Genomic DNA, 3,093 nt, shown 5'->3' on the forward strand with positions numbered 1-3,093 from the left:
TTCCGGCGCGGAAGGCGAAGGTCGGTTGCCAGTCGGGTTCGCCGGTGACGGCGGCGAGGCGGACTTCGGATTTCGATTCCTTGCCGAGCTGCTTTTCGCGGTCGGCCGTTTCCACGGGCTGGTTGATCGGCTGCATCGCGAAGCCGAGCGTCGCTGCCGCGAGCTGCATGCGCGCCCAGGCGCGGCCGGCGGCGAGGGACTGCGGGCGATCGTAGCGGTCGCGGACGGCAAGGAAGCCGGTGAGCGGCGCGGTCGGCAACTGGCTGTCGCGCGTCTGCGCCAACCACGCCCGATGCGAGGTTTCCGCCGAGACGGGGAAGATCTTGGCCGCCGCCGTCATCAGCGGCGAGAGGCCGGCGGCATCGTAGGTGAGACCGTCGCGACGGTCGAGAATGTCGCGTGGACTTTCGCGGAACCAGCGCTGGCTCGCCTCGATCATTTCACGATCCGCGACGATTTCTTCCGTCGCCGCGACGACGGCGGCATCGAAGCGGTCGCGGGCGTCGCCGTTGTCGAAAAGGAAGAGCTTCACGCCCTCTTCTTCGGCGACGTCGGCGAGAATGTCCTTCGCCGAGGCGGGGAGGCCCGCCGCGCGGTCATAGGGAAAGCGATTGGTGTGGCGTTTCGGGATCGCGGTGTAGAGTGCGTCGGCTTCGGCGGGTGCCGAGAGCTCCGTCAGGCGCAGCGTCGCGACTTTCGCCATGCCCGTCCGGTCCGTCAGGGCAAGGAGCGAACCCTGTTCCGGTTCGACCGTTGCAGCGTAGCCATTCGGACCTGCCGCCAGCATCATCTGCTCTATCGCGCAGCCGAGGCCGATATGCATTTCGCGCAGGTAGGGATCGAAGGCGCCGAGATTGCGCCGTGTGTCGGCGGAAATTTCGATGCGGTCGTCGGCGACATGCAGCATCCAGGGTTGCGTGTTGTGCGGCGAGGAGGCGACGATGCCGGCGGCGGCGAGCGCGAGCGGTGTGCCTTTCGCGGCGGGATCGTTCCAGAGGCGCCACGGCGCGAAGGCTTCGCCCGGCGGCGAACCGAAGACGCCGCGTTCCTTCGCGCGCCAGATCACGCCGGCCCCGACGACGAAGGTCACGCCGGAGGCGAGGCCGAGCATGTTGCGGCGCGTCAGCGAGAGGTCGGGTTTCATCGTTTTTCCCCAGTGCCCATTTTCATGCCGACCCTGCGAGAGGGCGACAGGACGCACCATACTATATCAGCGGGGTATCTCACCTTACGCTTGCGACAGCCTTGTCGACGGCAATCTTCAAGGTGTCCGCGATGCGGTCGAGCTCCGCGTCTTCCACCGTGAAGGCCGGACCCATGCAAATGATGTCGCGCACCGCGCCCGTGCCACCACCATAAAAGAAGACGCCTTCCTTCAGGCCAGCCGCGACGACGCGTCCGGTCATGCCCGTTTCAATCGGGAAGCGTTCGAGCGTGTCGCGATCCTTGACGATCTCGATGGCGCGGAAGAGACCGCGGCCGCGAATTTCGGCGACGTTCGGATGTTGACCGAGCGCCACCTGCAACCGCGCGCCGAGCGCGTCGCCCTTTTCGGCGGAGCGGGCGACGAGGTCTTCGCGCTCCATGATCTCGAGCACCTTGTCGGCAGCGGCGCAGGCGCCCGGATGCGCGCCATAAGTATAGAACATCAGCGCTTCGCCCTTCGCGGCGAGCGGCGCGACGACTTCGTCGGTCGCGAAGACGCCGACGATGGGCGCGTAACCGCCGGCGAGGCCCTTGCCGGCGAACATGATGTCGGGCTTCAACCCGTAATGTTCGGCGGCGAAAGGCTTGCCGGTGCGGCCGAAGCCCACCATCACCTCATCGGAGACGATGAGGATGCCGTGGCGTTTGCAGATTTCCTCAACCATCGGCCAGTAGCGCGGGCCGGGCTCGATGGCGCCGCCCGAGGAACCGTTGAGCGGTTCGCCGACAAAGGCCGCGATCGTGTCCGGTCCTTCGCGCAGGATCGTCTCTTCGAGTGCCTGCGCCGCGTGAATATCGAAATCCGGATGATTGCGGCCGAGCGGCGAACGCAACGCATAGGGCGTCGGCACATGCGCGATATGCGGCATGACGCTTTCAAAGCCCGCCTTGCGCGCGACATGCCCGCCGACCGCGAGCGTCAGCGCGGTGGTGCCGTGGTAGGAAATCTCACGCCCGATGATCTTGACGCGCTTCGTGTCGCCCTTCGCCTGGAAATGCTGAATGGCGAGCTTGATCGCTGCGTCGCCGGCTTCCGAGCCGCCGCTGGCGAGCCAGATGCGCGTCAGATGCGGCGGCAGCCAGGCGCGGCGCAGGCGCTCGACGAGGCGTGTGCGTTCCGGCGTGACGAAGGGCGGCACGGCGTAGGACATCGACACCATCGCGGATGCGCAGGCGTCGGCGACCTCCTTCCGGCCGTGGCCGATATTCGAGACGATGGCGCCGCCCGACGCATCGAGGATCGTCCCTCCGTTGCGCAAATAGAGCGTGCGTCCTTCGGCGTGGCTCAGGTCGATGGAGACGCGGGCGGGCACGAAGGGCCAGAGAGAATCGGGCATGGGGATTCCTGCATGGTGCAAAAGGCGGCGCATTATGCCTCAGGCCTTTCCGCGCTTCCATGCGGCCTCCTGCCCGATCGCGTCTCAGGCCGGGCAGCGGATCACGACTTTCCCGAGATGCGCGCCACTTTCGAGATGGCCAAAGGCTTCCTTTGCCTGATCGAAGGTGAAGACGCGGTCGATGACCGGCCTCAGACCGGTCGCCGCGACGGCGCGGTTGAGATCCAGAAGTCCGGCACGGTCGCCCACCGCAATATTGCGGAAGCTCGCGCCACTTGTCTTGAGCTGGAAGAAGTCGATGCCGGGATTTTCGATGCTCAGAAAGCCGATCGAGGCGATTTCGCCGCCCAGCGCCACGGCGCGGAGCGACTGGCCGATGGTGCCCGGCCCGCCGACCTCGACGACCCGGTCGACGCCCCGGCCGCCGGTGAGTGCGCGCACGCTCTTGCCCCATTGCGAGTCTTCGGCGTAGTTCACGATTTCGGCCGCACCCAATGCCCTGAGCTGCTCGGCCTTCCGCGCGCTGGACGTCGTGGCGATCACGGTGGCG

The 3,093-nt window shown here is 66.7% G+C and carries 3 protein-coding genes; all 3 read right to left on the reverse strand.

Annotated elements, in window-relative coordinates; translation table 11 throughout:
• Positions 1 to 1,144, reverse strand: a 1,144-nt coding sequence (locus VMR03_RS15780; protein ID WP_325406898.1) for a hypothetical protein, incomplete at its 3' end; no start/stop codon positions are given.
• 79 nt (positions 1,145 to 1,223) lie between these two features.
• On the reverse strand, positions 1,224 to 2,543 hold the full coding sequence (locus tag VMR03_RS15785; RefSeq protein ID WP_325406899.1) for an aspartate aminotransferase family protein: 1,320 nt from the start codon (positions 2,541 to 2,543) through the stop codon (positions 1,224 to 1,226).
• 84 nt (positions 2,544 to 2,627) lie between these two features.
• On the reverse strand, positions 2,628 to 3,093 hold a 466-nt coding region (locus VMR03_RS15790; RefSeq protein WP_325406901.1), incomplete at its 5' end, for a zinc-binding dehydrogenase.

This window comes from Parvibaculum sp., assembly GCF_035511255.1.
Classification (GTDB): Bacteria; Pseudomonadota; Alphaproteobacteria; order Parvibaculales; family Parvibaculaceae; genus Parvibaculum.